At 54.7% G+C, this 25678-nt stretch carries 19 protein-coding genes; 14 read left to right on the forward strand and 5 right to left on the reverse strand.

What is annotated here, in order from left to right; genetic code table 11:
* Window positions 1-107 precede the first annotated feature (107 nt).
* Window positions 108-1004 (reverse strand): matrixin family metalloprotease, encoded by an 897-nt coding sequence (locus tag ACFFJP_RS02050; protein ID WP_377239957.1) that lies wholly within the window; start codon window positions 1002-1004, stop codon window positions 108-110.
* A gap of 224 nt (window positions 1005-1228) precedes the next feature.
* The gene (locus tag ACFFJP_RS02055) at window positions 1229-1729 is read right to left on the reverse strand and encodes an aldolase/citrate lyase/malate synthase family protein (protein ID WP_377239960.1); all 501 of its coding nucleotides are present in this window, start codon (window positions 1727-1729) and stop codon (window positions 1229-1231) included.
* A 142-nt stretch (window positions 1730-1871) separates the two neighbouring features.
* Between ACFFJP_RS02055 and ACFFJP_RS02060 the strand changes: the two genes are divergently transcribed.
* The 6 genes from ACFFJP_RS02060 (at window position 1872) to ACFFJP_RS02085 (ending at window position 14115) form a co-directional block, all read left to right on the forward strand.
* Window positions 1872-3392, forward strand: a complete 1521-nt coding sequence (locus tag ACFFJP_RS02060) for a DUF3612 domain-containing protein (RefSeq protein WP_377239962.1) — start codon at window positions 1872-1874, stop codon at window positions 3390-3392.
* Window positions 3393-3473: 81 nt separating this feature from the next.
* A complete protein-coding gene (locus tag ACFFJP_RS02065) occupies window positions 3474-5357 on the forward strand; it encodes an alpha/beta fold hydrolase (RefSeq protein WP_377239964.1) in 1884 nt (627 codons plus the stop codon).
* A 208-nt stretch (window positions 5358-5565) separates the two neighbouring features.
* On the forward strand, window positions 5566-6663 hold the full coding sequence (locus ACFFJP_RS02070; RefSeq protein ID WP_377239967.1) for an HDOD domain-containing protein: 1098 nt from the start codon (window positions 5566-5568) through the stop codon (window positions 6661-6663).
* Between the two features lie 37 nt (window positions 6664-6700).
* The gene (locus tag ACFFJP_RS02075; RefSeq protein ID WP_377239969.1) at window positions 6701-7981 is read left to right on the forward strand and encodes an efflux RND transporter periplasmic adaptor subunit; all 1281 of its coding nucleotides are present in this window, start codon (window positions 6701-6703) and stop codon (window positions 7979-7981) included.
* Between the two features lie 3 nt (window positions 7982-7984).
* Complete coding sequence (locus ACFFJP_RS02080; RefSeq protein WP_377239971.1) at window positions 7985-11053, forward strand: multidrug efflux RND transporter permease subunit; 3069 nt, start codon at window positions 7985-7987, stop codon at window positions 11051-11053.
* Window positions 11050-14115 carry an efflux RND transporter permease subunit gene (locus ACFFJP_RS02085; protein ID WP_377239973.1) on the forward strand — a complete coding sequence of 1022 codons (3066 nt, stop codon included), beginning with the start codon at window positions 11050-11052 and terminating at the stop codon, window positions 14113-14115. Before ACFFJP_RS02080 ends, ACFFJP_RS02085 begins: the two co-directional genes overlap by 4 nt.
* A 10-nt stretch (window positions 14116-14125) precedes the next feature.
* Here ACFFJP_RS02085 and ACFFJP_RS02090 read toward each other — a convergent pair whose 3' ends face one another.
* Complete coding sequence (locus tag ACFFJP_RS02090; RefSeq protein WP_377239976.1) at window positions 14126-15178, reverse strand: ROK family transcriptional regulator; 1053 nt, start codon at window positions 15176-15178, stop codon at window positions 14126-14128.
* A 178-nt stretch (window positions 15179-15356) separates the two neighbouring features.
* Here ACFFJP_RS02090 and ACFFJP_RS02095 point away from each other — a divergent pair, with 178 nt between their 5' ends.
* Window positions 15357-16970 carry a methyl-accepting chemotaxis protein gene (locus ACFFJP_RS02095; protein WP_377239978.1) on the forward strand — a complete coding sequence of 538 codons (1614 nt, stop codon included), beginning with the start codon at window positions 15357-15359 and terminating at the stop codon, window positions 16968-16970.
* A gap of 26 nt (window positions 16971-16996) precedes the next feature.
* Here ACFFJP_RS02095 and ACFFJP_RS02100 read toward each other — a convergent pair whose 3' ends face one another.
* On the reverse strand, window positions 16997-17257 hold the full coding sequence (locus ACFFJP_RS02100) for a superinfection immunity protein (RefSeq protein WP_377239980.1): 261 nt from the start codon (window positions 17255-17257) through the stop codon (window positions 16997-16999).
* A gap of 236 nt (window positions 17258-17493) precedes the next feature.
* On the opposite strand from ACFFJP_RS02100, the gene ACFFJP_RS02105 reads away from it, so the two are divergent.
* Together ACFFJP_RS02105 and ACFFJP_RS02110 are read left to right on the forward strand one after the other, a co-directional pair.
* Window positions 17494-18069 carry an outer membrane beta-barrel protein gene (locus ACFFJP_RS02105; protein ID WP_377239982.1) on the forward strand — a complete coding sequence of 192 codons (576 nt, stop codon included), beginning with the start codon at window positions 17494-17496 and terminating at the stop codon, window positions 18067-18069.
* Window positions 18070-18134: 65 nt separating this feature from the next.
* The gene (locus ACFFJP_RS02110; RefSeq protein WP_377239984.1) at window positions 18135-18272 is read left to right on the forward strand and encodes a hypothetical protein; all 138 of its coding nucleotides are present in this window, start codon (window positions 18135-18137) and stop codon (window positions 18270-18272) included.
* 4 nt (window positions 18273-18276) lie between these two features.
* Here the strand turns inward: ACFFJP_RS02110 and ACFFJP_RS02115 are convergent, their stop codons facing one another.
* Window positions 18277-18603: a DUF4870 domain-containing protein gene (locus tag ACFFJP_RS02115; protein WP_377239986.1), complete on the reverse strand. Its 327-nt coding sequence runs from the start codon at window positions 18601-18603 to the stop codon at window positions 18277-18279.
* Window positions 18604-18892: 289 nt separating this feature from the next.
* Here ACFFJP_RS02115 and ACFFJP_RS02120 point away from each other — a divergent pair, with 289 nt between their 5' ends.
* The 5 genes from ACFFJP_RS02120 to ACFFJP_RS02140 all read left to right on the forward strand — a co-directional run bounded on the left by ACFFJP_RS02120 (window position 18893) and on the right by ACFFJP_RS02140 (window position 25599).
* Entirely contained in the window at window positions 18893-19315 is a 423-nt protein-coding gene (locus ACFFJP_RS02120; protein WP_377239988.1) for a MarR family winged helix-turn-helix transcriptional regulator, read from the forward strand.
* 114 nt (window positions 19316-19429) lie between these two features.
* Window positions 19430-19801 (forward strand): bleomycin resistance protein, encoded by a 372-nt coding sequence (locus ACFFJP_RS02125; RefSeq protein WP_377239990.1) that lies wholly within the window; start codon window positions 19430-19432, stop codon window positions 19799-19801.
* A gap of 218 nt (window positions 19802-20019) precedes the next feature.
* Complete coding sequence (locus ACFFJP_RS02130; RefSeq protein WP_377239993.1) at window positions 20020-21270, forward strand: cation:proton antiporter; 1251 nt, start codon at window positions 20020-20022, stop codon at window positions 21268-21270.
* Between the two features lie 85 nt (window positions 21271-21355).
* Window positions 21356-23194 carry a PAS domain S-box protein gene (locus tag ACFFJP_RS02135; RefSeq protein ID WP_377239996.1) on the forward strand — a complete coding sequence of 613 codons (1839 nt, stop codon included), beginning with the start codon at window positions 21356-21358 and terminating at the stop codon, window positions 23192-23194.
* Window positions 23191-25599: a two-component system response regulator gene (locus ACFFJP_RS02140; RefSeq protein WP_377239999.1), complete on the forward strand. Its 2409-nt coding sequence runs from the start codon at window positions 23191-23193 to the stop codon at window positions 25597-25599. Before ACFFJP_RS02135 ends, ACFFJP_RS02140 begins: the two co-directional genes overlap by 4 nt.
* The last annotated feature ends 79 nt before the right edge of the window (window positions 25600-25678 follow it).

Here is a 25678-nt window from a genome sequence, read left to right on the forward strand (position 1 = left end):
ATTTGAGTAGTGCTCGTTGCGCCCTGAGCGCCTGATGCGATCTTTAGCCGTATGGCTGCCCCCAGCATGGTGCTAAGTTGCACAGCCATAGCCACTGTGACGACGATTCAGCGTTGTCCGGCCTGCACACATTGTTGCCGCCAGGCCTGAATATCGGCGCTGGTCAGGTCTTGCTGCGAGCCATTGAGCTGGCTGAACATGATACTGCTGTTGTCAGCTAAGTGGTCGATGCCGAGCGCATGGCCAAATTCGTGTAGCAGTGTCAACGTCAGGTGATGGTCGTCTTTGTAGGCGAATATGGTCATGGTACGGTTGGCGCCGCGTTGTTCCAGCAATCCCACTTCGGCCAGGCCACTGGCTTGTTGCTGTGGGATCAGCGCATTACGGTCGGCGATGGTGTTGTTCAGCTGTTGTTGCCGATCCTGCAGTTTCTCCGACAGAGCATCTAACTGTTCGGCCTCCAGCGCATGCTCTTTCTGCCGACTCAGCAATTCGGCCTGCTCACGACCCAATAATGCTGCTGCGCCCGGATCTGCTTGCTGGGCTTTTGCATTAAACAAACTGATATCTGCGGCCAGTTGCTGGTCTTTTTGTTCAAAAGCGCTTTTATCCTGCTGGAATTCGGCCAATTGGCGTTCGAAATCCTGTTGCTGGTCGGCAATACGGTCATCATAGCGGTGCAGATTGCGCTCTAGCATCAATTGCTCCAGCTGCTGTTGCTGGCGGGCATCAAACACAAACCGGATCGGGAAACCTTGCTGCGGATCATAGCGCAGGACTTCTTTGCCAAGCGCCTGATTCCAGCGCGAAGCGGCATTCTGGATCAAGGGCAGGGCTTGCTCAGGGCTGAGGCCAAAAGCCGGGTCTATCGAGTCCAGACGCCACAGGATCACCTGATCACAACTGGCGGTTTTACTGCCTAGCGGGGCTTTGAGCGGCGTCGCAGTGGGCCAGAATACCCAAAGCAGCACGGCTGCCAGTAACAGGAGTAAGCGCAGGATCAAGTTCAGTTAGCTCCGTGGTTGTTAAACCAAATCTGCAGCGGCATTGCCGCGTCTGACGATAAAGGGTTGGTCGGTGGAAAAACCGCCATAGTTTACCTCAGAGTGAAGAAGGGGTAAAAAATTCCGTCGCCTTGGCGATTTTGTCAGCAGGTAGGGGGCAGAGGTGTTTTACGGGCCGACGCCTGTGTCGTGCTGGCATCGGCCCATTGCATGATGCTGTGGGTTTAGTTTAACCGGTAGTCGCCGCCTGCTTTGTGCGTATAGCAGGCACCACTGCGGCATTGTTTTTGTGTCGTGACCACAGTGCCACGCACCAAAGAGAACCATTCGTCGCCAGACAGCTGCAGCTGAATGTCTTCAATGCCGGCGCTAGCCTGATTGCCGCGGTCGCTGTGGCGGCACAGGCTGATCTCCAGATGGCGGGTGCCATCGTTGAACAGCAAGGTTTGTGGTTGTTCTTTACTGCCACATAAAGCGACAAACTGCGCCGGATTTTTCAGGCCTGTGCTCTGACCGTCGGCGAAAAATGCCAGTAAGTGCTGGTAATAGACCACATAGCTTTTCACTTGCTGATGCGAGCCATGTTCTAGTGGAAACAGTTTATCCAGCATGGCTTTTGAGTAATCCAGTACCTGACGCAGATGAGCGTCGTTCAGTGCAGTCAATTGTTGCAGCTGTTGCTGGATCATCGGGTCGGTTTCAATCTGCAGTGCGGTCATGGTCATCTTCGTATCCTCGCTCACTCTTTGTCTGTTTGGGCCCGGTAGGGTGGCGGGCATGGCGGCTGTTGTACTTGCCTGAAAAACAGTCTATGTTGTTTTTAAGCGAAATTTCACAATTAAAACTTCACAGTGTGAATTTTACAAAATGACCAATAGCAAAAGCCTGTTACGCCAATCACATTTCCTCGGGACTAAGATTAGAAACCTGAGGAAACGCAATAACTTAACGATGGATGACTTGTCCACACGCTGTATCCGCATCAATGCGGAATACGCGCCGTCGGTGTCATATCTGTCGATGATCGAAACCGGTAAACGGGTGCCTTCCCCCGAAATGCTGGAAGTGATCGCGGAAGTTTTTCAAAAAGCCCCGGACTGGTTTTTAGACGGCGAAGAAGCTGGTCATGACCTGACACCAGCCAAAGGCAGCCGTGGCGGCATTTCCGGGATGGCGCTGGAGCCGGGCTTTTTATTTGCGCCGGATATCCTGCAAATTGCCATCCCGGAGCTGTTGTCGCAAACCGGCACCGGTGGACGTCAGTTTGCCCAGCTGCTGATCCGTGCCCATCAGGAACACCACCAGAACCACTTTCCGGAACTGGAGCGGGCCGCCGAAGAGATTGGCAAAAAACGGATGCCGCTCAGTAGCGATGATTTGTTGCAGATCGCGAAAAAAGTTGGCTTGCAGGTGCGTTGGTTTACCGAGGTACCTACTGAGCTGCTAGACGAGCTCGGCGTGCGCAGTAAAAACGTGCAGACTTCATATTTCCTGCCGCCCGGTACTTTGCATTTAAACCGCATTCTGGAACAACATCCGACCCGGCTGAAATATGAGCTGGCGGTACATATCGGCCACGCGGTGCTGCATAACAAAGACGGTGTGAAAAGCAGCATGCGCGTCGGCGGCGCGCATGAAGCATCAGATGGCAACGTCAATCTGGCGCCACAGGATATTCTGCATGCGTGGCGTGACTTTGAATCAAGCTTTTTTGCCGGCGCGCTGCTCTGTCCGAAATTACCATTCCGTCAGCTGTTAGACCGGCACGGTTATGAAATCAGCTCGCATCAGGCGGCCGGTGTGTCGGCCTCGGTAGCGATGCGGCGGATGACGGCGGTATCGCCTTATCAGCACTGGCATTATTTTGATGCTTATACGCCGGGTAAGCTCAAGGCCGTATACCGTGGCAATGGTATTCCGTTGCCCTGGGGCAATATGCGCCAGGTGGAAGACCCTTGCCAGCATTGGGCCGTGTTCCGCATGTTTGAAGCGGCAACGCTGCAGCACTCTGCGCAGCTGTCGCTACTCGATGTGCAGGGACAGCCACGGATTTATTGCTGTGAGTCGACCAAAGTGATGGATTTGGCCGGCAACCCGCACGTGTTGTGCGCCGGTGTCGATTTAAACCCGGCGATCAGTGCGCAGGGCATTGATGCCGATAGTCTGGCGCTGGAGCTGAAACAACTTTGTGTCAAAGGCGGCGGCAAAGTCGCGGTACCGGCACCGATCCGCTCGACGCTGACCACCATCAGTAACATTCTGAATATTAACTGGGTAGCGCGTTCGCTGGACAAACCGGCGCAATTGATTTGTAGCCGCGGCAACAGTTGTCCTAGGGAGCCGGGCTGTTATGCAGATTGTCAGCAGGAAGGCCCGGGTTGTCGCTGACAGCGGTGAGGAGCAGCGCACTGGCACAGAGCACTGGGCTGGTCTAGGCTCGCTATAAGCCTGATAAAAGGATAAAACTGCATGATCAGACTGATGTTTTTGGGTGTGCTGAGCTTGTTTGTTGCGTTGACGAAGGCGGATGAACCGCCGCCTGTCAAAGAGCCACCGCCGGCCTTTACGGCACAGCCCTGTGATATTGCTGTGGTATCGGCAGCCGTCTCGGCGCGGCTACAGTGCGGCACACTGAAAGTACAAAGTCCCGATGGCAGCGTGTTTCAGCTGGCCGTGGTGCGCAAATCAGCGGCTGAACCCAAAGCCGGTGCAGCGCCAGTGCTATATCTGCATGGTGGCCCAGGTGCTGAGATGACGCAGTTCCTCGGCCGGTCAGAAGCGGATTTTGTACCGGGGCATGAGCTTATCGCCATTGATATGCGTGGCTCTGGTCGCAGCACACCGTTGTTCTGCCCGCAACTGGCAGCGAACTTAAGCTCGCTGTTGCAGCACAGTGTGGATGACAGCAGCTTGCTACAGCAACGACGCGACGCGCTGCTGCAATGCCAGCAACAGATGCTGGCGCAGGGGTATAGTCCCGCCGATTTTGGCACAGCGCAGACAGTTCAGGATCTGGAACTGTTGCGTGAGCAGCTCAACATTGAAAAATGGCATTTGTATTCAGTTTCTTACGGCACCGTCGTGGCACTGCATTACTTAGCGGTCGCGCCAAAGGCCATCGTGTCGGTGACGCTGGACTCCGTGTATCCACCAGATGAACTGCTGACGTCGTTTAAACTGCAGCAAGACCAATGGCTGCGCAAGCTTGACCAGTTGTGCCGGCAACAGCCTGGCTGCAGCCAAAGGTTTGGCGAGATGCCAGCGCTGTTTAACCGTGCGCTGGCGCGGGTTAGCCAAAGCCCACTGCAAATGGGGGCGTCGCCTGCGCAAATGCTGCTGACGCCGGACAAACTGCGCTTAGCTGTGATGGCCGCCGCAACTGCAGAACAACCGCTGTCCTTGTTGCCGTTATGGCTCGAAGCGGTTAGTCGGGGCAAGCCTACGCTGTTGTCACCTTGGGCCAGGTTGTTGGCGCAGCCATCGGATTTGCAGCTGGCCGCGGCGATGGCAACGGAATGCGCCGATCGCAAAAGATTTTATCAACAAAACCGGGCTGACAGTCTGGAGCAGATATTTGCATTGCCGGAGGGGATTTGCGCTGCTTTTGCTGGTGTCGCGGCAGCATTGCAAACTCCGCTGGTGCCGGAGACTGCCAAAGTCCGTACACCGGTATTAATCCTGGCCGGTGGTCTCGATCTGTTTCAGCCCGACAGTTTGGTGTTGTCACAATGGCTTGGCCCACATAGCCAGCTGGTAGCCGTGCCGTTTGCTTTACATGGCGTGCGGGGGCCGGATCCGTGTTTGCGTAAAATGGTCAGCGATTTTATCCGCGCTCCCGAGCGGTTTGGCCCGCCGGCGTGCCTGAAACAAGCCGTAATGCCTTATTTGATCACCGACCTGGAGCCAAATGCGCGGTTGGCCGCTGAGTATGCTGCGCTCAATCAGGGCGCGCCAAGCACGCTGTTACTGGTGTTGGCAGCACTGCTGGTCGCAGCCACGTTGATTGGGTTGATCTGGCCGTTGCTGGCGGGATGCTGGCGCTGGTTAGCCGGTACTGCACAGCACTGGCCGAAGCCTGAACTGCTGAGTGGGGCTTTAATCGGCCTGACGCTGAGCGCCTGGTCTGGTCTGGCTCTGGTGTTGTGGCAAGGACTGGAGCGGCAAAGTGCTGAACTTTGGCTCGGATTACCCGTCGACAGTCAGCTGTGGCGTATGGCGCTGTTGATCCTGACGCTGCCGGCGTTTGGCATGGTCTGGTGGCTGGCACGCTGCCGGTTGTGGCAACAGTTACTGGCACAGCTGATGGGATTGACTGCGGCTTTGGTTGCACTGGCGCTGCATCTGTTGCCGTGACTTCGATAAATAGCCTGTCGTTGGTCATCGATCCCGCCGCGCAGGCCGCTTATCGGATTTGACGGCAATACGGCTGGCTGCAACCAGCCGGACTATGCTAATGAAGACGCGTTTTGGCGTCATGCAAAGGTTATGTAAATTCACTACGGACACGGCAAAGCTACTGTTAAAGTACAGCTGCCGTGACTGCTTCGGAGAGAATCATCAAATGTTTCAAGTAGTTGTTATCGGCGTCAATCCGACATTACAAAGCCTGGTCCGGCATCTGTGCGCGGAACATTCTCAACTCTGGCACTGTCGCTTTTTTCCAACAGTGGGCAGCTACCTGCAGGCACCGCGTCTCGACAGTCAGATTGATTTATTGATTTTTGATGGTCTGAATACCACCGCCAGTCTGGAAGATAAACGACTGGTTTGTTTTCAGGCGCCGTTGGCGCTTCGCGTCATTGTGACGACGCCGGAACATGATGATGTGGTGCTGGGCCATCTGAGCCATTTTCATAGTTTTGTTGGCAGTGAACTAAATACCGAACATTTGGAGCTGTTGTTCAGCAATGCGGCGCGGTTATCTGAGTTGCCTATAGGTGAACAAGAGCGCCGGCTGGTAGGTGGCCTTATTGATTTCCCGCAGCTGCCCGCGTTGCTGAGCGGCCTCGACAAACTGCTGGCTGAGCCGAACGTCAGTTCTGCTGCGGTGGCTGGTTTGGTCAGTACTGACCCATTAGTCGTATCCAGACTATTCCAGCTGATTAACTCGCCTTATATGGGCTTTGTCAGCGAAACCTGGAACCTGGAAGTCGCGATTAGCCGGCTCGGTTATCAGAGTTTGCGCAGTCTGGTGCTGTTACTGGCCATGAAAGGCGGCAACGTACAGGCAGAGCAACAGGCTGAGTATCAGCGGGTGCTGGACCAGATCCTGGCACAGGCCGGACAAGCGCGCAGTTATGCCCGCAGTTCCGGTTTTAATCGGGTGCTGCAAGATCAGGTATTTATCGCGGCACTGCTCAGTGGTTTTGGCAAGCTGGTATTGCTGCAGAACGGTCGTGAAGCTGGCGATGCCGAGCTGACAGAAGTCAATCCGGCCGGGCGTGGCAGTTATCTCGCAGTGTCAGCGTTTTTACTGACCTTGTGGGGTTTTGAAAATTGGGTGGTTGCCGCGGTGTTGAACCAGCACTGCTGGCAGACCTCGGGGATCGGCGCGCAGATCAGTAATTGTCTGTTTCTGGCGCGGGCGCACCAACAAGGCGCAATCAAATTAAATGCATCGGAGCGACAGCAGGCATTGCAGGCTGGTTTTGTGCTCTGAGCGCAATCAGCAATCAGACAGAGTTGGATAGGGAAAGATGCAGTTAAAGACTTGGGTTTCAGGCGCAGTATTGCTGGCAGCAGCAGGGATTGGCGGATATTTCTGGCAACAACAGGCCGAAGATCCGGTTGCATCTGGGCAAGGCGCGGCTGCTGCTGCCGGACCTAAAGCGGGTGGGCCACAAGCGGGTGGACCACAAGCGGGCCAGCGTCCGGCTGGCGGCGGTGAAGGCCGCGGACCGCGTCGCGCTGGTGGCCCGGGTGGTGCCGGTGGCAATCCATGGAACGCCGCCGTGCCGGTCCGGGTGATCGAAGCACAAACCACAGATTTAAAAGTGCAGTTTAAAACCATTGGTACCGCGACCGCATTAAACACCGTGCTGGTGCAACCGCGGGTCGGCGGCCCATTACTGCAGCTGCATTTCACAGAAGGGCAGAAAGTCGAAGCCGGTCAGTTGCTGGCTGAAATCGACCCGGCACCCTATCAGGTCAAACTGGCGCAGGCCGAAGGCCAGCTGCAACAAAATGTCGCGCAGCTGAAAAATGCCGAGCTGGACTTAGCGTTGTACGAAACACTGAAAAGCCAGAATTCAATTTCGCGCCAGCAATACAACACGCAACAGGCGCTGGTCAATCAGCTCAAAGGCTCGATGAAGTCCAATCAGGCGCAAATCGACGCTGCCAAGCTGGAATTATCCTATACCCGTATTCTGGCGCCGATCAGCGGCAAAACCGGTTTGCGTAAAGTCGATGCCGGCAATCTGGTGCAGGCCAATAGCGCCGAAGGTCTGGTCAGTATCACGCAAAGCGCGCCGATTTTTGTCGTGTTCAGTATTCCGGAAAGCCAGCTGCAAAGCTTGCGTCTTGCTGTACAGGATCAACAAAAGCAGCAGAAAAAGCTGGTCGTCGAAGCCTGGGATCGCAGTGACAAACAGTTACTGGCAACCGGCGAACTGACCACGCTGGACAACCAGATAGACCCTGCCACCGGCACATTGAAGCTCAAAGCGCAGTTTGCCAACAGTGACGACAGTCTGTTCCCTAATCAGTTTGTCAACGTGCGGCTGAATATCGCCGAACAAGCCGGTGCTGTCACCATTCCACAAGACGCGGTGCAGTATGGCGCCGACGGCACTTACATTTACGTGGTGGAAAACAACAAAGCGCAGCTGAAAATGCTCGAGCTTGGCGTGGTCGACAATGGCCAGGTTGAAGTACGCAAAGGCTTAACCGCCGGCGACCAGATTGTGATGGAAGGTCTCGACCGGTTGAGACCAGGTCGCGACGTGACAGTGGTGCAAAGCAGCAAGCAGGATTAAGCCATGCAACTGTCCAAACCTTTTATTTTGCGTCCCGTTGCCACGTCGTTACTGATGCTGGCGCTGCTGATCGCCGGTTTGCTTGGTTGGCGGCAACTGCCAGTGGCGGCGCTGCCGCAGGTGGATTATCCGATCATTCAGGTGTTTAGCTTTTATCCGGGCGCGAGTCCCGATGTGATGGCGCGCACCGTGACTGCACCGCTGGAACGCCGGCTGGGCCAAATTCCCGGCCTGAAACAAATGTCGTCGTCCAGCAGTGGCGGCGCTTCGGTGCTGACGTTGCAATTCGCCTTAGTGGTGGATATGGGCGTCGCTGAGCAGGAAGTGCAGGCGGCGATTAATACCGCGTCATCCTTGTTACCAAACGACATGCCAATTCCGCCGGTCTACCGCAAGGTCAACCCGGCCGACGCACCGATCCTGACGCTGGCCGTCAGTGCCAAAGCGATGGCGCTGCCGCAGGTGTACGACTTAGTCGATACCCGGATGGCGCAGAAGCTGGCACAGGTTAATGGTGTCGGTATGGTGAGCCTGGCGGGCGGGCAACGGCCGGCTATTCGGGTCAAAGCTAATCCGTCCGCGCTGGCAGGTCTTGGCCTGACGATGGATGCACTGCGCACGGCGATTGTTGCCGCCAATACCAATCAGCCGAAAGGCAATTTTGACGGTCCGTTCCGCTCTACGATGCTCGAAGTCAATGACCAGCTCAGCTCGACCGCTGAATATGAAGCGCTGATCGTCGCGTTTAAAGGCGATGCGCCAGTGCGGCTTGGTGATGTGGCGAAAATCGAGCAGGGCGCCGAAGACCGTTTTCTGGCGGCATGGGCTAATCAAAGCGCAGCAGTGCTGATTAATATTCAGCGCCAGCCCGGCGCCAATGTGATTGAAGTGACCGATCGGGTGCGTGAGTTATTGCCGCAGCTGACCGCGACTTTGCCGGCAGAGCTGGATGTGTCAATCCTCAGTGACCGCACTGAAAGTATCCGCGCCTCGGTGCGCGACGTGCAAAAAGAGCTGCTATTTGCTGTGGCGCTGGTTATTGCCGTGACCTTTGTATTTTTGCGCACTGTGCCTGCCACTATTATTCCGTCGCTGGCAGTACCTCTGTCGATCATCGGTACTTTTGCCGTGATGTATCTGCTGGAATTTTCGATTAATAACCTGACGTTGATGGCGCTGGTGATCGCCACCGGTTTTGTCGTCGATGATGCGATTGTCATGCTGGAAAATATCGCGCGGCACCGTGAACAAGGCGAGTCGGCGCTGGAAGCGGCAAAAAAGGGCGCGAAAGAAATTGGTTTTACGCTGATTTCATTAACCTTCTCATTGATCGCCGTGCTGATCCCGTTGCTGTTTATGGCTGATGTGGTCGGCCGGTTATTCTTTGAATTTGCTGTGACGCTGGCGGTGGCGATTTTAATCTCCTTGCTGGTATCGCTGACGCTGACGCCAATGCTGTGTGCGCACTTGCTCAAAACCTTGCCTCCACATGACGATGGCACCGGCTTTATGGCCCGTGTGATCCGCCGTTATGGCGAGATGCTGCAGTGGGTACTGGCACATCAGCGCCTTGGCATGGCGGCGATGGCGGCCAGCGTCGCGCTGACTGCGGTGTTGTATCTGGCTGTGCCGAAAGGCTTTTTCCCGGTGCAGGATAGTGGCGTTATTCAGATTGTCACCGAAGCGCCACAGGATATTTCGTTTGCCGCGATGACGGAGCGCCAGCAGCAACTAGCGGCGGTATTGCAGGACGACCCGGCCGTGGCGAGTCTCAGTAGTTTTATCGGCGTTGATGGCAGCAATGTCAGCCTGAATGCCGGTCGGATCCAGCTGAATCTGAAACCGCATGCCGAGCGGGACGACCATGCACTGGCGGTGATCGACCGGCTGCGTGATAAAGCAGAGCAGGTGCCTGGCATCAAAGCCTGGTTCCAGAGTGTGCAGGAACTCAGTATTGAAGACAAAATCAGCCGTACCCAATATCAGTTTACGCTGACCTCGCCGGACAGCGCCGTGCTGGCTGAGTGGTTACCGGAAGTGATGGCTGCGCTGCAAACCCGGCCTGAACTGGCCGACGTGGCGGACGATTTGGCGGAAAACGGCTTGCAGGCTTATGTCGATATCGACCGCACCGCGGCGGCGCGGCTCGGCATCAGTGTCAGTCAAATTGGCACTGCGCTGCAAAGCGCTTTTGCCCAGCGTCAAATCACGACCTTGTTTACCCAGGCCAATCAGTACCGCGTGATTTTGGAAGTGGATCCGGAGCAGGCACAGGGCTTGGATGCGCTCGATAAACTCTTTATCAACACCGCCTCCGGCAGTCCGGTGCCGCTATCATCGGTCGCCACAGTGACGCAGAAACCGGCGCGTTTATTGATTAACCATCAGGGCCAGTTCCCGGCGGTGACGCTGTCGTTTAACTTGGCTGAAGGCTATTCGCTCGGTGATGCCGTCGCTGCGATTGAACAAGTGCAGCAGGATTTACAGCTGCCGGCGTCGATGGAACTGACATTCCAGGGTGCGGCCGAGGCTTTCCGGGCGAGCTTGAGTAACACCTTGTGGCTAATCTTGGCTGCGGTCGTGACGATGTACATTGTGCTGGGCGTGTTGTACGAGAGCCTCATTCATCCGGTGACCATTTTGTCGACTTTACCTTCGGCGACCGTCGGCGCGTTGGCGGCATTACTGATCACCGACCGGCCGCTGGATTTGATTGCGGTCATCGGCATTGTGTTGCTGATTGGTCTGGTGAAGAAAAACGGCATCATGATGGTCGACTTTGCGCTCGAAGCGCAGCGTAGTCGCGGCTTAACGCCGCAACAGGCCATTTATGAAGCGGCCTTGTTACGCTTCCGGCCTATTCTGATGACCACGCTGGCCGCGTTATTTGGCGCCGTGCCCTTGCTGTTAGCCGATGGTTCCGGCGCTGAACTGCGTCAGCCGCTTGGCCTCGTGATGGTCGGTGGGCTGTTGGTCAGTCAGGTGCTGACACTGTTTACTACGCCGGTGGTGTATTTATGGTTTGACCGCCATCTGAGCCGCAAAGCTATGGCGCCGGCGGAGGCGTTATGAAATTGAGTCTGGCGCTGATTCAGCGGCCCATTGCCAGCAGTTTATTGGCGCTTGCCATCGTATTGCTTGGCTTACTGAGTTACCGCGCGCTGCCGGTGTCGCCGCTGCCGGCGGTGGATTTTCCGATGGTGGTAGTCACGGCCAGTTTACCGGGTGCCAGTCCCGAAGCGATGGCGGCGACTGTCGCTACGCCGCTGGAGCGCCAGCTTGGTACTATCGCGGGCCTGCGCCGGTTAAGTTCTTCCAGTAATCAGGGCTCGACGCAGGTCCGGCTCGAGTTTGATTTAGACCGCAATGTTGACGAAGCCGCGCGCGAAGTTCAGGCGGCGATTAACACAGTGCGGGGCCAGTTGCCGGCCGGTATGCCGGGCAATCCAACCTATCGCAAAATGAACCCGTCACAGATGCCGGTGATGGCGTTGGCGCTGTCGAGCGACAGTCTGCCAGCATCAGCGTTATACGACACTGCTGCGACGATTCTGGCGCAGAAAATCGCGCAAATTCAGGGCGTTGGTGAAGTCGAAGTGGCCGGTTCTTCGTTACCGGCGGTGCGGGTCCAACTGAATCCGGCGCTGCTGAGCCAATACGGCGTGGCACTGGATGAAGTACGCAGCGCCATCGGCGCGGTTAATTCCAATCTGCCAATTGGCACGCTGGAACAAGGCGATTTACGCTGGCAAATCAACCTCAGTCAAACGCTGAGAAACGCCGATGATTATGGCGATCTGGTAGTTAAATACGTCAATCAGGCAGCGATCCGGTTAAAAGATGTGGCTGTAGTCAGCGATTCGACTGAAAACCGCTACAGCGCCGGCTTTCACAATGATAAACCGGCGGTGATTTTGCAGATCAGCCGGCGCAGTGGCGCCAATATTGTTGCCACCATCGATGCGATATATCAGCAGATGCCGGTGCTTGAAGCGTTAATCCCCGAAGGTGCCAAGCTTGCAGTGGTGATGGATCGCAGCCCGGTGATCCGCGCGACCTTAGATGAAGCGCAGTTCAGCTTGCTGTTATCGATTGGCTTGGTGGTGGCAGTCGTGTTGCTGTTTTTACGCAGTGTCCGGGTGGCACTGATCCCGACGCTGGCGATCCCGGTGTCGTTGATTGGCGCGTTTTGTGTCATGTATGTGTTTGGTTTTTCACTGAATAATTTGTCGGTGATGGCGCTGATTGTCGCTGCCGGTCTGGTGGTCGACGACGCCATCGTCGTGGTAGAGAACATCAAACGCCATCTGGAGCAGGGCCTGTCGCCGTTAAGTGCGGCGCGGCGCGGCGCCAGTGAAGTGGGGGTCACGCTGGTGGCGATGAACCTGGCACTGGTGGTGGTGTTTTTATCGATTCTGTTTATGGGCGGTTTGGTCGAGCGGCTGTTTCGCGAGTTCTCGATCACGCTGGTTGGCGCCATGCTGATCTCGTTGCTGGTATCGTTAACGCTGACGCCAGGCCTGTCGGCACGGCTAATGGTAAAGGAAACGCCGCATCAGCAGGCGGACGGTTTTTTCCGTCGCTTTCAGCAACGTTATCAGCGCAGTTTACGCTGGGTGCTGGTTAAGCGGCATTGGGTGCTGGCGCTGTTGGTGTTGTTATTTGCTGCCTCAGTCTGGTTGTTCCGCACGCTGCCTGGTGGCATGTTGCCGGAGCAGGACACTGGCCAGCTGAATGGTTTTGTCCGTGGCGATGATGGCTTTTCTTATCAGCTGATGCAGCCAAAAATCGAAGCTTACCGTCAATATCTGCTGAAAGATCCGGCGATTGCCGATGTCACTGGTGCCAGTGGCGGCGCGATGGGCACCAGTAACTCATTCCTGCGCATCCGGTTAAAACCATTGGACGAACGCGGAGTGTCGGCGCAGGAAGTCGTCAACCGCATCCGCGCCGGCGCACCGGTGATCCCGGGTGGCATGATGTTTTTAAGTGTCGATCAGGACATCCGGCTGGCGTCACCTTTTGCCAGTTCCGACTATGAACTGCTACTGATGTCGGGCGATCTGAAACTGCTGAAGAGCTGGTCGAAGAAAATCGCCAAGGCGATGCAGGAATTACCGGAGCTGGTCGACGTGAATACGCCGGGCGGCGAGGACACCCAACAAATTGTGTTGTCGGTTGACCGTGAAGCGGCGCAGCGACTCGGTGTTGATATGCGTGCGGTCGCCACGCTGCTGAACAACTCATTTTCACAACGTCAGGTTGCGACGCTGTATGACGAAATGAACCAGTACCGGGTCGTGATGGAGTTGTTGCCAGGCTACACCGCCCAGCCGGAAGTGCTGAAACAGCTGCAGTTAATCAATAGCCGCGGTGAGCGGGTGCCACTCAGCGCTTTTACCAGTTATCAGTACGGCCTGTCGAATGACCGCATTCGTCGCGACAACCAATTCGCCGCACAAGGGATCGGCTATGCCCTGGCCGAAGGTGTCAGCGCACAACAAGCGGATGCTGCACTGGACCGGATGCTGGCTGAACTGATGGTGCCGACGGCAATTTATGCGCTTAATGGTGAAGATCAACGCAACGCGGTGTTCAGTCAAGGCGACCAGCTGTGGTTGTTTATCGGTGTGGTGCTGGCGGTGTATCTGCTGCTTGGTATTTTGTATGAAAGCACGCTGCAGCCGCTGGTGATCCTGTCGACCTTACCCTGTACAGCGCTTGGTGCATTGCTGGCGTTGTATCTGACTGATACACCGCTGAATCTGATCGCGCAGCTCGGTTTGTTCCTGCTGATTGGTATTGTGATGAAAAACGCTATTTTGCTGGTCGATTTTGCCTTAGCCGCTGAACGCCAGCAGGGCCTGTCACCACTTGAAGCCATTGTTCTGGCCGGTCAGCAACGGCTACGGCCTATTCTGATGACCAACTGCGCCGCGATGCTGGGTGCGGTGCCGCTACTGCTTGGTATGGGCGAAGGCTCGGAGCTTCGACAACCACTCGGCACCAGCATTGTCGGTGGTTTATTGCTCAGCCAACTGTTCACGCTGTATAGCACGCCGGCGGTGTATCTGATGTTAAGCCGGTTCAGGCGCAAGGCCAGTCGTGCCAGCGTACCGGCGACAGAGCTGTAAGGTCAGGTGCTTACAGCACAGTCCGGTCTGCTGCATAGGTCTGATACAAGGGTAACATCGCGGCGCCAAGCAGCATTGCGTTAGCGCCGAGGCTGCCCTGTTGCAGTGTTGGAGCCAGCAGACCAAATGTGGGCCAGGTTTGTAGTCGCTGTTGTATGCCGGCCAGCAGCGGCGCAAGATCGCGTGCTGTGCTGCTGTCGATAATGACCAGCGGAATATCCAACAGCGCCATAGCCGCTTGCAGCCCTGTGCTAATCGCGTCGGCATCTGGCTGTTGTAGCAACAACTGGCCTTGTGTCACCGGTAACACCGCCAGATGAGCGGCGTTACCGTGGCGGCCACGCCACAGCTGACCGTTGAGCACTAACCCTCCTGCGACCAGCTGGTCGAGATACAGATACAAAAAATCCGTTGCCGTCGGTTTGCCAAGCCACAACTCGGCTGCAGCAGCGGCAGAGCCATCATTTTCCAGATAAACCGGTACCTCGAGTTCAGTCTGTAACGCGGTTGCGAGATCAACGCCTTGCCAGGCCTGTTGCAAAGCCTGTAGTTGCTGCGCCGTCAGTTGCGGATATAAGCGGGCAGCAAACTGACTATTGCCGGCAAACCAGGGCATGGCAAGGCCAATACCACAGAGTCGCTCCAGCTGCAGTGCGGACAGCTGCGTCAATAACTGCCGGGTTTGCTGTAATAAGGCGGGCTGAACTTGCTGCGGCAGCCAGTCGCTTAAGGGGCAGCGCTGGCGGCGCAGAATATTGCCGCAGAAATCGACGAGCACCAGCTGCAGTCGCGTGCGTTGTAATTGGATCCCAATACTGAACACCGCGTCTGGCACAAGCTGATAAAACTGGGTCGGCTGGCCCACACCCAGAGTTTTTTTACCACAGCTCTGCAGCAATCCATCGCGACAAAGGCCGGCGACAATCCGCGTCACTGCTTGTAACGACAAGGCCAGCTCCGTCGCCAGTTCAGGCCTTGAGACCTGACCACGCCGGCGCACGGCGCCCAGAAGTAGTCGGACATTCAGGTCGCCGAGGGTCGCGGAATTTGCTGCTGTTCTCACTGGGATTATCCTCGTCGGCATCATGCTATCAGCACAGTTCAGTATCATATCGCATCTGACTGATTTAGGAGCAGATTTGGCAGAAAGTGAAAGAGCCGACCATACTGCAATGTACCCCCATTAGTAAAACACCTGATTGGGTGTTTACCGACCATTCTCAGGACTGAGGTAAGACACGATGAACTGGCAGAGTATCCGAGTCAAAAGTAGTATTCCGGTGGTGATGTTAGGCGTCAGCCTGCTCGCTGTGATGTTAATGTTCAGCAGTTTAATTGCGATGCAGCATAAAGCGCTGGAAGTGCAGGCCGAGAAGTTTTTGCAGGCAATCTCGTTAGTGTTAAACGCGGACCGCGATATTTATCAGGCTAAACTCGCAACCACTCATTTGCTTAGTGGGGTGGGTGATGCCGCCGCGGAGCGCAAAGATTTTGCCGACAATGCGGCGCAGGTGAAAGAACGTTTTGATCAGTATCTGAGTACATTAAAAGCTTATCCTGATATTACCGGCCAATTTTCCGGCTTCGAAACTCAGTTTCAGCGTTGGCAGCAAAGTGCGGTGACCTTGCTGGATAATCAGGATGCTGGGCAAAAGGCCGCATTGGCAGAGCAGGAGCAAACGGAGTTCTCTGCACTACGCGATGTGCTGGATAAGGCTGGAGAAGCTGCATTGGCGCGGTCTGAACAAGAGCAAAAAGAGCTCAATGCCAGTATCTCGATAACAAAAATTTGGGTATACAGCCTGTCGTTGTTACTGCTTGTGATTGCCGCCTGGTTTAGCTATCAGGGGCCGAAAAAACTGGCCGAACAAATCCGCACTTTATCCGCCCGCTTAAGCGATATTGCCAATGGTGATGGTGATTTAACTGCGCGGCTGCAGATCGATACCAAAGATGAAGTGGCTGATTTAGCGCATGAATTCAATAACTTCATCGGTAAGCAATGTGAAATGATCGCGGCCATTTTGCGCCAGGCCAATCAGCTTAGCCAGTTAACCGGACATTTGTCAGAGTCGGCTGACAGGACCAGTGCGATCACCCAGTCTCTCAATACCGCGTCGGATTCGATTGTCAGTGCTGTGCATGAAATGGCGATGGCGAATAAAGAAATGGCGCAGGTAGCCACGGAAACGGCGCAAGTGTCAGAGCAGGCCAAACGTAGTGCTGGTCAGGGCCTCGAAGTGGTGAAAGTAGTGAACAGCAGCATGCAGAACTTAACCCGTGATGTGCATCAGGCGCTGGGGGCGGCCGAAGAGCTGGAACAAAGCTCTTCGACTATTTCTTCTGTGCTCGAAGTGATCCGCAGCATTGCCGATCAGACCAACTTGTTGGCGCTGAATGCAGCGATCGAAGCGGCACGCGCCGGTGAACATGGCCGTGGTTTTGCGGTGGTGGCGGATGAAGTCAGAACGTTGGCGTCACGTACCCAACAAAGCACCAATCATATTCAGCAGATGATTGAGCAGTTGCATTTGCGGGTCACGGAGTCGCGGCAGGCCATCGGGAGTGGTAAAGATAATGCCGATTTGACGGTGAACAACTTCGCCCGCGCTGAACAGGTATTTCAGGACATTATGCAGTCCAGTCTGCAGGTAAATGACATGGCAGTTCGCACTGCGGCTGCCACTGAAGAGCAGACCACAGTGTCGGATGAGATCAGTAAAAACCTGTATGCGCTCAATGATCAGGCGCTGGCGGCCGGTGAAGTGGCGAAACGTAACGATCAGTTATCGAATGAAATCAGCACCTTGTCACAGATGCTGTTTGGTCTGGTGGGTAAGTTTAAAGTCAGTTGAGGCTTGGTTATCAGTAAAAAGGGCGCTTAATTGCGCCCTTGTTGTTTCTCGAACCACTGGTTAAAACGGCCACTGACTTTACCGCTACAGGCCCAGATAATCAGTGCGCCCCAGGCGATAAACGACACGCCGGCCGGTACTGCCGCGATGGCGATATATTTCAGATGTGGCCGGTTAAAAAAGACTGCCAGGATCACCGGTAAAAACCAGATAAACAGTACCAGTGGGATCAGAGTAGCCCAGAACATCGGGCTGGCATTGCTAAAAGTTTGCATCAGTTCGTTCATTAGTCTCTCCGGATGGTTAGGGGGCGGCGACTGCGTATGGTTATTACGCAGTTGATGAATGCATTCTGCCTGAGTGGCTCAGTTGCAGGGAAAAATAGTGATAAACGGCGTTCCATCAGGAAAAACGGCGACTGGAGCCAGTGCAGTGGTTCCGTTATCGCGCCAGGTCAGCTTGCAGTTAACATTTACTTAATGTAACTTAAACAAGACTTTAGTGTCTAAAAAAGGAACTTAAGATGTTACGTGTGTGCTCTAAAATGTTGTTGATTGGGGTTGCAGTACTGGCGTCGCAAGCGCATGCGACCAGCGATTTTTATGCGGTCGCCGGCGCGCAATACAGCCGCAGTGGTGAACCTGTTGATGTGAGCGGCGCCGGTTATCAGCTAGGCGCTGGTTATGTGATCAACCAGCAGTGGTCCGTTGAGCTCAGTGCTGAACAGTTATTTGCGGAAAAGAAGCAAGTTGAACTCGGACAGAGCCGACTGGACAGTGATGCGCTGACGCTATCAGTGTTGGGCAAAACCCGGATCAGTGATGATGCTGTGCTGTTTTACCGCGCTGGCGCCAGCAGTGTGGATCATGAGGGTTATTATCCATACGTGGTCAGTAAGAAAACTCTGCCAAATGCTACTGTCGTGACCACAGTTGGTTATAAAGACATAGATGATGATCTGGTTCACGGGGTGTTGGGTCTGGGCCTGGAGCAGAATTTCACTGCGCAGTGGTTTGGCCGGGCAGAAATTGTTCATCTGTTTAAGAAAGACCAGCTGCAGGCAGACACTTTCCGCCTGAGCCTGGGTTACCGCTATTAACCGAATCCTAAGAAGAGCTTTGCTGCGGTAGGCGAATATTTTCCTGCTGCAGCAGGCACTGGTTGATGAAAAATCCGCCTGCTGCCAGAGCTTTGTTGTGTGTGTTTACCGGTGGTATTCCTGAGCCGGATCTTCTGAACATTGTGGCCGCCATGACGGCTGAATGCCACCAGGCGGTGTTTTGGTTCGATGCGAAACCCTGACCTGTTACTGCAACAAGCGCCAGGTCAGCGGAAAACGGAAGATCTGGCCTTCAGTCGCGCCTTTCGCCGCCAGTACATACAGCACCACGGTGACCAACCACAGCAACGGCATCAGACTGATGCCAATAATGCTGATCCCCAGCACGATATAAACCAGCAATACCGTAATGGCGAAATTAAGGCACTCTTTGGCGGTCTCTTTGACAAACACATCGTCACTTTTCAGCAGATACACCGCCAATGGCGCTAGAAAGGCAAAGAAAATTGCCGCGATATGGGTGATGGCCGCAATATTTTTACTGTCTTTATCAGGGGAATGCAGATTGTCCATGTGAGTCCTTCCAGGGATTAATTTTTATCGAGGGTCAACAGCAGACTACTGCAGCACCGGTCAGCTTGTAAACTGATGGATCAGCCAGCGGCATCTGTAAAGTCAAAGGCTGTTCATGCCGGGTAATAGAGTTTTGCCTGTGACGGCCACCGTGTGACGGCCCCAGTATGAAAAGAAGCGCCGGATCACGTTCCTGTCGAATGCAAATTCCGCAATAAGCTGATCGATGCTTGACTACACAAGTAATTTAATGAATACTTGAGTACTCAAACACTAAGCAAGAGAGTGCATGATGTCAGAACCAATCGTTGAACAACTGGTTATTGAGCTTGGTAACCTGCAAGCTAGGATCCAGAAAAAAGTTGGTAGCGCTTTATCGGTACACGGATTGGGTTTATCCGACTATTTTGTTTTAAACCAACTATATGTAGCACCGACACAAACCATGCGTCGGCATGATTTGGCTGAACTGGTGGGGTTAAGTCCATCCGGCATTACCCGTTTGTTGTTGCCGTTGGAGAAGATTGGATTGGTCGAAAAAGAGACGAATCCCCGCGATGCGAGAGTGAGTCTGGTGATTCTGTCTGCCGCAGGAAAACAACTGTATGAGGATGCCAGACTTAGTTTTGCCGAGGCATCCAGTCAGCTGTTTAAATCTCTTAATGCTGAACAACAAAACAATCTGTTGGCCATGCTGCAGGCGCTGCGGTAAAAGCGTAGGCTATGACTATGAAACGCATCACAGCTGTGATGAACCATAGAGTGTTCAGATGTCTCATTGTCGTCTGAACGCAATGAGTGACTGAGACCGCCGCCAGATGGAGCCATGATGAAAACGCCAGATATCGCCATCCCCTTGTTACCCAGCCGGTCTATGGCTGATACCTTGCGTTTTTATCAGAAACTGGGGTTTGATGGCGAGATAGTCTCGCCAAACGGCGACTATGCCATAGTCGAGCGCGGTAGTCTGGAACTCCACTTTTTTCTGCATACCGCGCTAAATCCGGCCGAATCGGCTTTTGGCTGTTATTGCCGGGTGCAGGATGTCGACAGTGTTTATGCCGCTTTTTGTCAGGCGCATTTGCCGCATCATGGCATCCCACGTATCACCGTGCTGGAGAATAAACCCTGGGGTATGCGCGAATTCGCCGTGATCGATGAAGATGGCAGTTTGCTGCGCATCGGGCAGGTGTTGTAGCAGTCTGCGCTGATCCATCAGCAGCGCGGGAGCCTGTCTCGCGCCAGCAGACTGATGGGTGGCGCTGCGTTCAAATCGCCATAAAACCACCGCTGCCTGCTGGCGAGCTCTCGCCGATCCAAGATACCGCGCAGCACCAACCTGCCAGCCGATTTTCTTTGGCCTGTCACAGAGTCGCCGTTACAATGCCGCGTCTTAATTAGCGCTTGGAGCGAAATGTGGAACAATTGCCGGCCGGTGTCAGTGCCTTTTTTATTCAGTTGTTGGTGATCCTGGCTGTGGCTCGCGGAGTTGGTGCGCTGGCGTTGCAAATTGGCCAGCCACGGGTGGTCGGTGAGATGATCGCCGGCATTTTGCTCGGGCCGACTTTATTTGGCGCGCTGGCGCCACAGCTGCAACAACAATTGTTTGCGCCGGAATACCGGCCCTATTTAAACCTCGGTGCGCAGGTTGGCATCGGCCTTTACATGTTTCTGGTGGGGTTAGATTTTGATACCGGCATGTTTAAAAGCCGGGCGCGCAGTGCCATCGCAATTTCTGTCTCCGGCATTCTGGTGCCATTTCTCATGGCTTGCCTATTGGCAACCTGGCTGGTGAGTCACGGCGGCTTGTTCGCCGACAATATCAGCTGGAGTCAGGCCACGTTATTTCTGGGAGCGGCCATTGGGATCACCGCGTTTCCAATGCTGGCACGGGTGATTCAGGAGCAGGGCCTCGCCAATAGTAAAATCGGCACGCTGGTACTGGCGGCGGGTGCGATAGACGACGTGGCGGCCTGGTGTCTGATGGCGTTATTGCTGGCCAGCTTCAATGGTGACGATTCGTTGTTTGTTAAAGCGGTGCTGGGCGCAGTGATTTTTGCCGGCCTGATGCTGACGCTGGTGCGCAGATATGCCGTCCGGTTGGAAGACTGGTATCTGCGCGAAACCCGGCTGACACCGCGACTATTGCTGGTGATTTTGCTGTTGTGGGTGGTTAGTGTCAGCACCACCGAATGGATTGGCTTGCATGCAGTGTTTGGTGGTTTTGTGCTGGGGGTGGTGATGCCACGGGGTTTATTGGCCAGCCATTTAATCAAACGCTTGCAGCCGATTGTGCTGATCGCGCTGGTGCCGTTATTTTTCACCGTGTCGGGTCTGAAAACCGACCTGTCGTTGCTGGCAGAGGGCACCTTGTGGCAAGTGGCGCTGGCCGTCATCGCTGCGTCTATCTTTGCCAAAGCGGTGGCCTGTTATATCGCGGCGCGGCTGTGTGGCGAAAACCATCCGATGGCGCTGGCGGTCGGCATTCTGATGAATGCCCGCGGCATGATGGAACTTATTTTGCTGAATATCGCGTTGCAAAATGGCGTGATTAAAGCTGATTTATTTTCGGTGCTGGTATTGATGACCATCGTCACCACGATGATGGCGACGCCGTTGTTTAACTATCTGCAACGCCGACCGTCCTTTCGCCAGCAGATCGAATGACAATAAGCGCATGAGTTTGGCGACTTGCTGAAACAGGGACAGACAACTAACCTTAACATCCGATAGACAATGACGGATGTTAAAGATGGAATCGGATGCCCTGGTCAAGGCGCAGGCTTTTGACTTGCTCATGTTGCAGTTGCCGGTGGGCCTGGCAATTCTGGATCGACAGCAACGTTATCTGGCAATCAACGAACGGTTGGCACAGTTTCATGGTATCCCGCAGGCCAATCATCTGGGCGCGACGGTCGCTGAAATGCTACCCGAGTTATATCCGGCTATCGCGCCGCTGCTGGCGCAAGTCATGGAATCCGGCAATCCGCTGCTGAATTTTGAGATCCAGAATGCCCCTGCGACTGACAACTCCGAACACTGGTTTGGTTCGTATCTGCCGTTGCATGATGAGCAGCAGCAGGTACAGGGCGTGCTGGTGATTGCGCTGAATCAGACTATGGAATGGGGCGTGCAGCAACGCCGGCAGCAGGATCTCGATAAACTACGGCGGGTGTTGAACAATATGTTTGCCTTTGTCGGCATTCTGGCTCCGGACGGCACGCTGCAGGATGCCAACCAGCCGCCGCTGGAACTGGCCGGTTTGACATTGGCTGATGTGCAGCACAAAAAATTCTGGGACTGTTTCTGGTGGAGCCACGATCCAGCGGTCGCTGAGCAAATCCGTCAGGCTGTGCAACGGGCGCAGCTGGGCATCGTTAGCCGCTTTGATGTTCGTGTCCGCATGCAACACGGCATTATCGATGTCGATTTTATGCTGGCGCCAATGTATGACCAGGATGGTCAAATCTGCAATCTGATCCCGTCCGGCATTGAAATTACCGACCGCAAATCGTCAGAACAACAATTAAAAGATAATGAACTGCGTTTTCGGCGGGTATTTGACAGTGTCGCTGACGGCCTGATCTCGGTGGACCGCAACGGCCGCATTTCGCTGGTCAATGCGCGTGCGTTGGAAATGTTTGGTTACCCGCAGCAAGAGATGATTGGCCAGCCGATCGAAATGCTGGTGCCGCTGGATAAAGTCCCGGCGCATCACCACAGCCGGCAGCAATATTTGGCCAGTCCGTCGACCCGTACCATGGCCGAACTGAAAGAGCTGTTTGCCCGCCGCCGCGATGGCAGCCTGTTTCCGGTCGAAATTGGCCTGACTTACCTCGAAGGCGACAGCCTGGTCTCTGTGCTGGCGACAGTCACTGATGTCACAGATGCCAAAGCGATCCAGCAGGACCTGCAACAAATTGTCCATGACAAAACCACTCTTTTGGCGGAGCGCACAGCGTTGCTGAATGAAGTGCATCACCGGGTGAAAAACAATTTGCAGGTGATGTCGAGTCTGCTCAGCCTGCAATCGCGCAGTGCGCCGCCGGAATTAAAACAAGCTTTTGCTGAAAGCCAGATGCGCGTGCGCAGCATGGCGCTGACCCACCAGTTATTGTATGAAAACCGCAATTTCAGTTCAGTGCCGTTGGCAGTATATCTGGAGAAGTTGTGCCGGCTGATCCAACAGACTTTAGCTCCCACCAGTCATATCCGTTTTAACTACAGCGGGTTAGATCAGTCATTGTTACTGGACCTGGAGCAGACCATTCCTTGTGGTCTGCTGGTGAATGAAGTAGTAACCAATAGTTTAAAACATGCTTTTGTGACGAAAGTCAGCGCTGGCAGCAGTGCGCAGAGCGAGGGAGAAGTCCGCCTCGGTTTACAAGCGCTGGCGGATGGCCGATATCAGCTCGAGATTGGCGATGACGGTATTGGCATGCCGGCAGATGTCAAAATTGGCAGTGGGGTGTCGATGGGCATGCAGCTAATCCCGGCGTTTATCGCCCAGATTAATGGCGAACTGGAGCTGTACCGTCACAACGGTACTTGTTATCGCATCAGTTTTAACCCGCAGAAGGAGGCGCGATGAATAGCAGTATTCTGATCGTTGAGGACGAGTTTGTTGTCTCGCTCGATTTAAAAAATATGCTTGAAGATCTGGGCCATCAGGTTGTGGCGTCGGTATCGCGCGGCGAGGATGTTGTACAGGCGGCTTTGCGGGAACGGCCTGATCTGGTGCTGATGGATATCCGCCTTGCTGGTGTCATGACCGGTACTGAAGCCGCGGTGTTGCTGAAACAACAGATGGACGTGCCGGTGGTATTTCTCACAGCGTATTGTGATGAAACTGTGTTGCAAGACGCTGAACGCAGCTATCCGCACGGCTATCTCGTCAAGCCGTTTGACCGGCGCGAATTGGCCGCAACTATCCGGATGGTGGCGAATAAACATCAGGCGGAACTCAGTTGTCGTCGTTCTGAGCAACGGCTGAAACTGGCAATGGCCGCGGCGCAGCTTAGTTATTTTGAACTGGAAGTCAGTACCGGCACATTGGAATTGCATGGTCCGCTGGCGACAGATCTGGCGCTGGAGCCGATAATGCTGCAGCAGATGTTGGCTCAGACTGAGCATGAACGACTGGATAAGTTATTGCGTTCCGGCAAAGCCTTCAGTGGCGTATTTCAGGCGGTTAGTGAGCAAATGCCGCGGTTTTTACAAATTCATGCGCAGCCACAGTACTTAAGTGACAGAGCCAGTCCGGTGTTGATTGGCGTGATGGAAGACGTTTCCAGACAACAGCAACATGACTTACAACGACGCCAGGCGCACGCGGTATTCAGCACCACCGCTGAGGCGATTTTAGTGCTGGATGAGCACGGCGTCGTGGTGCTGGCGAATCCGGCATTCAGCCGCATTAGCGGTTATTCGCTGGCCGCTGTGCGTGGTCAGTCGCCGCAGCAGTTTTTATACCCTCAATCGCCGAACTCGCCGGTAACCCCGGAGCTGCATGAAGTCAGCGCGGCCCACTGGAGCGGAGAAGTGACCTGTCAGCGCCAGGACGGTACCCTGTTTCCGGCCTGGCAACACCTGTGCAAAGTACGCGCGCCGATGACCCGTGGCCGGCGCAATCATTATGTCTTGATGTTTTCGGATATCAGCGCATTGCGCCGGGCGGAAGAGCATCTGGTGACGCTGGTGAATCTTGATCATCTAACCGGACTCGGCAACCGGCGTAAACTCGAAACTGTGTTGAAAACTGAAATTGAACGGGCGCAGCGGTCCAGCACTATGCTGGGCATTTTGTATCTGGATCTGGATGGTTTTAAGCTGGTCAATGACACTCTCGGCCATCATGTCGGCGATTTATTGTTGCAGGAAGTGGCCAGCCGTATTTTGCAGTGCACCCGTGCCGGTGACGTTGCAGTAAGGGTTGGCGGCGACGAATTTGTACTTATCACGCCGGATATTCACGGTCCGATGGATTGTTATGCTGTGGCTGAAAAGTTGCTCAGTGGGATTTCGGCCGATCTGGAGTTAAACGACAGTCAGGTCAGTATCTCAGCCAGTATCGGTATTGCGTGTTATCCGAATGATGCAATGGACTACACCGAATTACTCAAATGCGCCGATTTGGCGATGTTCGCGGCCAAAGATGCCGGTCGTAACCGCTACATGTTTTTTAATCCGTATTTGTCGGAAAAAGCCCATCTGCGCGTGCGTCTGGAACGCGATTTAAAAGTGGCGCTGTTATGTCCGGCCACGGCGCCGCAGCTGGCGGTGCATTATCAGCCGATCGTGGATGCCACGACGCTGCAAATCTGTGGCGTTGAGGCACTGATGCGCTGGCAGCATCCAAAACTCGGTGCCATTTCGCCGGACCGTTTTATCAAACTGGCAGAGCAATGCAATCTGATCCAGGACCTGTCAGACTGGTTATGTGCACAGGTACTGGCCGACTGGCCCCAATTGCAGCAGCTGACCGCACCGACATTTTATCTGGCGCTGAATTTATCGGTGCGGCAGTTTGACGATGGCTTACTGGTCGAGCGTTTGCAGCGTTATTTTGACCGCCCAGGGTTGTGGCCGCAGTTGCAGTTTGAATTAACCGAAACTGCCTTTATGCAGTCAGACCGACTGGAAAGTAGCCTGCAACAGTTGCAACTGCTGGGTGGGTCTATCGCACTGGACGATTTCGGTACCGGTTATTCGTCGTTAAGCCGGTTGAAAGAGTTGCCGCTGGATTGTCTGAAAATCGATCGCACTTTTGTGGCAACCATGACCGATGACAGCCGCAGCGCGCAGATCGTCCAGGCGATTTGCACGCTGGCGCAGGCGCTGGATTTGATGCTGGTTGCCGAAGGCGTGGAAACGCATGCTCAGCTGGCCGGCTTGCAACAGATGGGTTGTCAGCGTATTCAGGGCTATCTGATCGCAAAGCCGGTGCCACTGGACCAACTGTGTGCATTATTGCAACATGGGATCCATCTGCATTAACGCCGGAGCCGGAACGTTGCCGAACCGCCCATTTCTGCAGCGCTATCGTCTGATATAATCGCGTTGCACAGTCCGCGCT

It is taken from the genome of Rheinheimera tilapiae, from assembly GCF_042432165.1.
Lineage (GTDB): Bacteria > Pseudomonadota > Gammaproteobacteria > Enterobacterales > Alteromonadaceae > Pararheinheimera > Pararheinheimera tilapiae.